7 protein-coding genes are annotated in these 8,014 nt (G+C 60.5%); all 7 read right to left on the bottom strand.

Going from position 1 to position 8,014, the window contains the following annotated elements; all coding sequences use genetic code 11:
- Window positions 1–177 precede the first annotated feature (177 nt).
- The gene (locus tag FB009_RS27750) at window positions 178–1,032 is read right to left on the bottom strand and encodes an MBL fold metallo-hydrolase (protein ID WP_011975448.1); all 855 of its coding nucleotides are present in this window, start codon (window positions 1,030–1,032) and stop codon (window positions 178–180) included.
- A gap of 3 nt (window positions 1,033–1,035) precedes the next feature.
- On the bottom strand, window positions 1,036–1,815 hold the full coding sequence (locus FB009_RS27745) for a TatD family hydrolase (protein WP_011975449.1): 780 nt from the start codon (window positions 1,813–1,815) through the stop codon (window positions 1,036–1,038).
- Between the two features lie 14 nt (window positions 1,816–1,829).
- Entirely contained in the window at window positions 1,830–3,380 is a 1,551-nt protein-coding gene (gene metG, locus FB009_RS27740; protein ID WP_145162453.1) for a methionine--tRNA ligase, read from the bottom strand.
- A 203-nt stretch (window positions 3,381–3,583) separates the two neighbouring features.
- Window positions 3,584–4,615, bottom strand: coding sequence for a DNA polymerase III subunit delta' (locus FB009_RS27735; protein WP_145162450.1), 1,032 nt, complete (start codon window positions 4,613–4,615; stop codon window positions 3,584–3,586).
- On the bottom strand, window positions 4,612–5,316 hold the full coding sequence (gene tmk / locus FB009_RS27730) for a dTMP kinase (protein ID WP_011975452.1): 705 nt from the start codon (window positions 5,314–5,316) through the stop codon (window positions 4,612–4,614). Before tmk ends, FB009_RS27735 begins: the two co-directional genes overlap by 4 nt.
- A 57-nt stretch (window positions 5,317–5,373) precedes the next feature.
- Window positions 5,374–6,528, bottom strand: a complete 1,155-nt coding sequence (locus FB009_RS27725) for a D-alanyl-D-alanine carboxypeptidase family protein (protein ID WP_011975453.1) — start codon at window positions 6,526–6,528, stop codon at window positions 5,374–5,376.
- Between the two features lie 56 nt (window positions 6,529–6,584).
- On the bottom strand, window positions 6,585–7,625 hold the full coding sequence (locus FB009_RS27720; RefSeq protein WP_011975454.1) for a septal ring lytic transglycosylase RlpA family protein: 1,041 nt from the start codon (window positions 7,623–7,625) through the stop codon (window positions 6,585–6,587).
- Window positions 7,626–8,014 lie beyond the last annotated feature (389 nt).

The raw sequence follows: 8,014 nt of genomic DNA, 5'->3' as shown, positions 1-8,014 counted from the left end.
AATCCCATCCGCAATCTCCCAGGTCATCTAAACCCGGGGAGAGTGACATTCTTACATTGCAGAAACAGGACACTTTAACTTTGCGGCTACATGGAGTGATCGCATAAGATAGATTATGGAACTAGAGCGCCTGAGCATCAATGCCTTTTATGCGCGTAAGTCAGGATACTGGAAAAGTCATTCGATGTTGGACTTCACATCGTTCTGCACCATCGGCAAGTCGACGTCGAACTCCAGACGCATCATGTCGTAAGCCGGCTCGACGTGATCAGGCGTCTCGCCGCTTACGGTCTCATAATCCAGCGGCACATGCATGTGCGTGAGTACCGCACGCTTCGGCTGCAGCCGGTTGATCCATCCGAGCGATTGCACCAGGGATAAATGGCTAGGGTGAAACTTGTACTGCAGCGTGTCTATGACGAGCAGATCAAGTCCGGTCAGCTTACCGGCCGTTTCCGGCGGAAAGTCGCTGACGTCGCTGCAATACGCAAAATCGCCGATGCGGAAGCCGAGCGAATGGACGTTGCCGTGAAACTGCATCAGGGGCTCGAACGGGATCGGGCCACCTGCGCCATGAATGGTCAAGGGCGGCAGGTCGTCGGGAATCACATAGGGCTCCACGATCGGCGGATAACCGCTCCCGGGAGGCGACTCCAGACAGTAGCGGAAGCCGTCGCGGATACGGGCCATGGTGAAGGCATCGGCCCAGATCGGCACGCGCCTGCGATTCTCTATGACGAACCCGCGGAGATCGTCTATTCCGTGCAGATGATCCGCATGGGCATGCGTATAAAGCACGGCGTCGATGTGACGAACATTGGCAGCGATCATCTGGGCACGGAAATCGGGGCCTGTATCGATCACGACCGTCGTCTTGCCGCCGTCCGGCCCAATTTGCTCTATGAGCAGTGCCGCGCGCATGCGGCGGTTGCGGGGGTTCGACGGATCGCAGGCGCCCCAATCTCCCGTGATGCGCGGCACGCCCGGTGATGAGCCGCAACCCAGAACGGTAAAGGCTCGCCGAAACGTCATCTTTTAAAGCCTCGGCATCTTCGAGAAGATCCTGAAGGCGTTTTCCGTCGTGATTTCGGCGATCTCATCCGTGGACACGCCGATCGTTTGCGCCAGCACCTCGGCCGTATGGGTTACGTAAGCCGGTTCGTTGCGCTTGCCGCGGAACGGCTTCGGCGCCAGATAGGGTGCGTCCGTCTCTACGATCATCCGATCGCGAGGGACAGTCCTGGCGATGTCCCTCAGGTCTTCCGATTTCGGGAATGTCAGGATCCCCGAAAAAGACACGTAGCCGCCAAGTTCGACGCCGATCCGGGCAAGCTCAGGGCCTGAAGAGAAACAATGAAGAAGAAATGGGAAGGCGCCCTTCCCCGACTCCTCTGTCAGAATCGCGGCCATGTCGTCATCGGCCGAGCGGCTGTGAATGACGAGCGGCAGGTCCGTTATCCGCGCTGCCGCGATATGCCGTCTCAGGCCCTCTGCCTGAGCTTCGCGAGGTGCGTTGTCATAAAAATAATCGAGCCCGGCTTCGCCGATTGCGACGACCTTGGGATGTGCGGAAAGCCGGACGAGATCGTCGGCGGTTACGTCCAGCTCTTCATCGGCATTATGCGGATGCGTGCCGACCGAACAGAAGACGTTCGGATATTTATCAGTGATCGACAGGATGGTATCGAACCGTTTCACCCGGGTGGAAATCGTCACCATCTGCGCCACGCCCGCCTCGCGTGCGCGCTCGATGATCGCGTCGCGCTCGGCCTCGAAATCGGGGAAATCCAGATGGCAATGGGTATCGATCAGCATGCTTTCGCCTTCGTTCAGGCTTCCGGCGCCACATAGCGCGGAAAGACCGGCTTGGGTGCTTCGAGCGGGGTCCCGGAGACAAGGCGCCCGCCTTCACCGAGATGCGCGAAATCGCGGCGGTCGGCTGGTACGGCGACGAGATCCAGCAGTTTTCCCGCCGAATCGGGCATGAATGGCTGCAGCAGGATCGCAACCTGACGAACGACCTCCGCGGTGACATAGAGGACAGTCGCCATGCGATTCGGGTCGGTCTTCTTCAGCGCCCACGGCTCCTGGCCCGCGAAGTAGCGGTCGGTTTCAGAAACGATTGCGATGGTTGCCGCGAGCGCGCGATGAATGAGCTGCCTGCCCATTTCCTCGCGGGCGGTCTCGATCAGCGAATCTGCCGCCGCGAGCATAGCCTTGTCGTCGTCGGTCAGCGGACCGCAGACAGGAATCTGGCCATCGCAATTCTTGACGATCATCGATAGGGAGCGGCTGGCGAGATTGCCGATGCCGTTGGCGAGATCGGAGTTGATACGCGTCGCGATCCCCTCCTCGCTGTAGCTGCCGTCCTGGCCGAACGAGACTTCGCGAAGGAAGAAGTAGCGGATCTGATCGAGACCGAAGTGCTCGACCAGATTGAACGGGTCGACCACGTTGCCGAGCGATTTCGACATCTTCTCGCCTTTGTTGAGCAGGAAGCCGTGAGCGAAGACGCGCTTGGGGAGCGGCAGCCCGGCCGACATCAGGAAAGCAGGCCAATAAACAGCGTGGAACCGGATGATATCCTTGCCGATAACGTGGATATTCGCTGGCCAGAACTTCGCGCGTGGCCCCGTGGGGTCGGTCAGATAGCCGGTGGCGGTGACGTAGTTGGTCAGCGCGTCGACCCACACATACATGACGTGAGCCGGGTCGTTCGGAACTTTTATCCCCCAGTCGAATGTGGTGCGCGAGACGGAGAGGTCCTTCAGGCCCGATTTGACGAAGGAGATGACCTCGTTGCGCCGTTCGGCCGGACCGATGAAGTCCGGATTTTCCTCATAATGCTTCAGGAGCCTGTCCTGATAGGCGGAAAGCCGGAAGAAATAGCTTTCTTCCTCCACCCATTCGACCGGCGTTCCCTGCGGGCCGTAGCGTAGGCCGTCCTCGCGCAGCTCCGTTTCGTTCTCCTGGTAATAGGCCTCGTCGCGAACGGAATACCAGCCGGCATAGGAGTCCTTGTAGAGGTCGCCCGCCTCGCCCATGCGGGTCCAGATCGCCTGCGAGGCCTCGTGGTGGCGCTTTTCGGTCGTGCGGATGAAATCGTCGTTGGACGCGTTGAGCAGCCGCGCCATGTTCTGGAATTCGGCCGAATTGCGGGCGGCAAGCTCCTGCGGCGAGATTCCTTCTTTCTTCGCCGTCTGCTGCATCTTCTGGCCATGCTCATCGGTCCCGGTCAGGAAGAAGACCTCGCGGCCGTCGAGCCGCTGGAAGCGTGCCATGGCATCCGTCGCGATCAGCTCATAGGCATGGCCGATATGCGGCTTGCCGTTCGGATAGGAAATCGCGGTGGTGATGTAGAACGGGGACGTATCTCTCATAGCGGGCTTCGATATCCTCGGATCGGAACTATGGGTGCTATTAGCGCATAGCCTTCAGGTAGGAAACTGCCACGGCAAGAAAAAGCCTCCTCCCGGCAGCACGACCTTCCCGGCAAGCAGGTCGTTGAAACCAGGGATAAACGGCATGAAACGACATCGATCTTCCTGCGGCCATCGAGCGAAAATGGAAGTTCGCGCCGGGCTTATAGAGCCTCTTTGAGATCGTCGAGCAAGGAAAGGATCGTCTGCTTGCGATCGAGATTGTAGGCGCTGCTCAGCGCCAGGCGTTCTCCCACGCTGCTTGAAAGTCTCGCGAACCGCTCGGCCCTGCCCACATCGCCGGCGATTGCCGCCTCGCGCGCCAGTTGCATGATGCGTCCCGCCAATAGCGACGAGAAGAAATCGAAGATCGTCTCGCTGTCTCTGCCCGAAAGCACGTCAGCGAGCTTATGCATGCTTTTGCGGGAACCCGGCCCCTGCCCGGCCAGAATGTCCTCGAACGCCTCGGCGATATCAAGCCCGCCGTAATTCACCAGCTTCAACGCCTCCGAGACGCTACCGCTTGCCGCCGCGAGGACGCGACCGGCATTCGGGCCGGCGAGATCGACCCCAAGATGCGTCAGCGCCTGCCGCAGATCCGCCGTCTCCAGCGGCTTCAGCCGCAACGGCAGGCAACGCGACCGCACCGTGGGGAGAAGCCTTCCGGGCGCATGGGTGAGCACCAGGAACAGCGAGCGGCGCGGCGGCTCCTCCAGCATCTTCAATATGGCGTTGGCCGCATTTCGATTGAGGTCGTCGGCCGGATCGACGATGACGATGCGCCAGTTTCCTGTGCCGGATGTCTGCCCGAAGAATTTGCCGGCGCGGCGCACTTCGTCCACGGTGATCGCACCCTTCGCCCTGCCCGTCTTCTCGTCGACCGGCCGGGCAAGATGCAGGAGATTGTGCGATGCGGCTGAAGCAAGCTGCCGCGTGATGATCGATTCCGGATCCGGATCGGCGAGCCTGCTGGGGGCCTCCGCGGGCTCCGGATGACTGAGGATATGGTTGGCGAAGCGAAAGGCGAGCGTTGCCTTGCCGATCCCCTCAGGTCCTTCGATCAGGATGGCATGGTGACCTTTGCCGGATTTATAACTCTGCGCGAGGAAGGCTTCGGCTTCCTGATGGCCGAAGAGCCTGCTGTTCATCGCCGGAGCAAGGGCGCCCTCCAGCATAGCCGAATGTTCCACGCTCATGACGTTGCTTCCGCATTCGACGGTTGCGCTATTCCCTGGAGAGGCAGGAGCGCCTTGACAAGGTTCAATACGTCGGCGGCGATCGCGGCCGGCGGCCGGTTAGCATCGACGACGCGGCAGCGTTTGGAATCAGTCGCAGCGATATCGAGAAATGCTTCGCGTCGCTTTTCGTGCGTCTCCAACTGCTCTTTTTCAAATCGGTCGGGACTGTTGTTTGCGGCGCGACGGCGGGCACGCTCCAGGCCGATAGCGGCGGGAAGATCGAATATGATCGTGCAGTCGGGTATGACACCGTTTACGGCGACGCGCTCCAGGGTCTCGACGAAACTCGGTTCCAGATTGCCCGTCACACCCTGATAGACGCGCGACGAATCCATGAACCGGTCGCAAAGGACGATCGTCCCGTCCTCGAGCGCCGGACGGATCACCTCCTCGACATGATCGCTTCGCGCAGCCGCAAAGAGTATTGCTTCCATGCGCACGCCAAAGGACTCGGCTGCCCCGGAAAGAAGCACATGGCGAACGGCTTCGGCCCCGGCGGAGCCGCCCGGCTCACGGGTCGTGAGCACGCGGTAGCCGCGCGCGCTGAGCGCTTCGGCAAGCAGGCGCATCTGGGTCGACTTGCCGGCCCCTTCCCCACCCTCGAATGTTATGAACAAACCCTTGGCCAGCGACACTTCAATTCCCGGATCGGCGTGCATATCGGACCCTGTTTAGCCGATCGGCCCGGCGGAAGGAACCGTCGGGACGTTCATTTGTCACAGCCAGAAGAACAGCAGTTCCTGAAGTGCATCGAGTGCCCGGCTGGTAAGCGTTCCGGGGTCGACCGCCCTCGCCGTCTCGACCGGAACCTCCCGCAGCAGCTTGTCGCCGTTCCAGAGCTTGACGACCCCAACCTGCTGGCCGGCAGCGACAGGCGCGTTGAGCGGCCATTTATATACGATGCGCGCCGTCAGCCGTTCAGAATTTTTTACCGGCAGGAGAACGTCGACAGGGCCGCCCGCCACGAGTGCCACCCGGGAATCCGCGCCGCCGTAGACGCTGGCCTCGCCGATGGTTTCACCATCTGAAAAGATACGTCGTTTCTCGAATGCAGTCATCGCCCAATCGAGGACCCTGCGGCTCTCTTCAATTCTTTCCTTTTCGCTCTCAAGACCGCTCATTGCCAGATAGACGCGGCGCTCGCCGCGTTGCATTGAGGCGGCCACCGAGAAGCCGAACCCTTCGGCAAAGCCGGTTGCGAGGCCATCGACCCCGATTTTCGCGGCGATCAGGGGGTTCTTGTTGCGCTGAAGGATCTTGTTCCACTCGAACTCCGGCTGCGAATAGAGTGGGTAGTAATTCGGGTGCGCCTCATAAAGGTGCCGCGCAAGGGCGACGAGCTCGCGCATGGTGATCGTATTTCCCGGGTGCGGCAGTCCGGTGGCATTCTTGAAAGTGGCGACGGGCAGTCCGATTTCGCGCGCCCGCTTGGTCATGCGCTCGGCAAAAGCGGGCTCGCTGCCGGCCATTCCTTCGGCCAGAATGATGCATGCGTCGTTCGCAAGCTGCACCGTTGCGCCCTGAATGAGATCCGCGACGCGAATTCTGGATTTGATTGCCGCGAACATCGTTGAGGTGCCGGAGGGAGCACCGCCCGTACGCCATGCGTGTTCAGAGACGAGGAAATTCGTGTCGGGCGTCAGTTCGCCTTTGTCCAGCGCCTCGAAAACCACCTTCATCGCCATGAGCTTGGCAAGCGAGGCCGGCGGGACGGGCGCGTCCTCATCGCGTGAAAAGAGCACAGTGCCCGTTTCGGCATCGACGAGATATATCTGCTTCGCTTTGGTGTCGAAGGCGGGCGTCTGTGCGACCGCTTGACCCGAAACGATGGCCGCAAGGAAACCTACGGCCGCAAGCCACTTCATGCGCATGAGAAACTCCGGTTCTCCATGGGCATAGCAGCGCGAAAAGCCCTCTTCAACCGGCGTCAGCGCGCGGTGGCGTTTTGGTGCCGGCGCTTCGCATAGGCAAGAATGGATTCGGGTGTCAGCGGATTGCGCTCGACCATGATCGCCTCGAATGGCGAAGGCTCGTCGCTGACGCGGACTTCGACATAGGCCGCGGCATAGGTCAGGCTGCCGTCCGGCAGCGGGACCAACTGAGGACGCGCCCTGGGCACGGGACCGATCTCCGGCAGGATTGCAAACTCGTCGAATGCACCTGAAACTGCAGTGGCTTTTGCCGGTTCGGCAAGCGCGTTCATCGGCGCACCGGGCTCGAGCGCGGATCTATTCGGAACGGGTACCGCGCCGACATCGGGAATCAGCTCCCGTAGCGGCTTGTTGGAGGCGACCATCACGCCTGTTGCGATCTGTCCTTCCGGCATCACGCTCGGACCGCGTTCGCCCTTCCTGACGTAGGAAGCCATGAGGTAAGGCATGTCGTTGCCTTCGAGTGGCGCGCGGCCGATATACTGCACGCGAACCTTGGCGCTGCCCTTACGCTTGATATCGAGCAGGTCGGCGGTCTTCGAAGAGACGTCGATGATCCGGCCGTATTCATAGGGGCCGCGATCGTTGACACGCACGACGACCGACGTGCCGTTTTCCGTATTGGTCACGCGCGCATAGCTCGGCAGCGGAAATGTCGGGTGGGCGGCCGAAAGGTGATTTGTGTCATAGACCTCCCCGTTCGCCGTCAGCCGGCCGTGGAAGGCCGAACCGTACCAGGAGGCCATACCGCTTTTGTTATAGCCGAAATCCTCTTTCGGCTTATACCACCTGCCCTTGACCTGGTAAGGTTTGCCGACCTGATAGCGTCCGCCACCCTTGGGAATGTTATTCCCGGTGGCTACTCTGGGGCTGGCTTTGACGCCGTAGACCGACTCGGCGAAATATTCCTTGCTCCGCGGCTTGGTTTTCTTGACGCTCGACGTCGATCCGCAGGACGCAAGCACCGCGCAAAGCAACGGAACCGCTGCGAGACGGAGCCCCCTCACAAGATATGCCGCACCATTATCGGATGTCATCTGTCCCACAAGATCATTTGCAATGCCGCAACCGAAAATCCACTCCTGCAGCGCTCACGCGTCCGGCGGGCGCGCAGAGATCAGCGCAAGCGTGCAGTAGGTCCCCACGAAAATTCGTCGTCCCGAAACGGAACAGTCGAATAAAAATGACAACAACAAGGCGAAAATGCGAACTGGAAGGCGAAAGGCTGCTGAAAAACTCCCGTCATGGTTTACGGATCGTAAATCAGTCGGCCGAGCAGGCCGCTGAATCCCCGGCAGCAGTGGGCAGTCCGTCTGAAAAGTGATTTTCAACGGCCGTAGGTGATGATCTCCCGTGTTGCATGGCTGCATTCGCTGCCCACCCCGTCATCTGTGAACCGCAAGCAAATGCTGCTGAGCACGTTGAC

Source organism: Sinorhizobium medicae, assembly GCF_007827695.1.
Taxonomy (GTDB): Bacteria; Pseudomonadota; Alphaproteobacteria; order Rhizobiales; family Rhizobiaceae; genus Sinorhizobium; species Sinorhizobium medicae.
The sequence above is the reverse complement of the archived record's forward strand: the minus strand, read 5'-3'. Positions and strand labels throughout refer to the sequence as shown.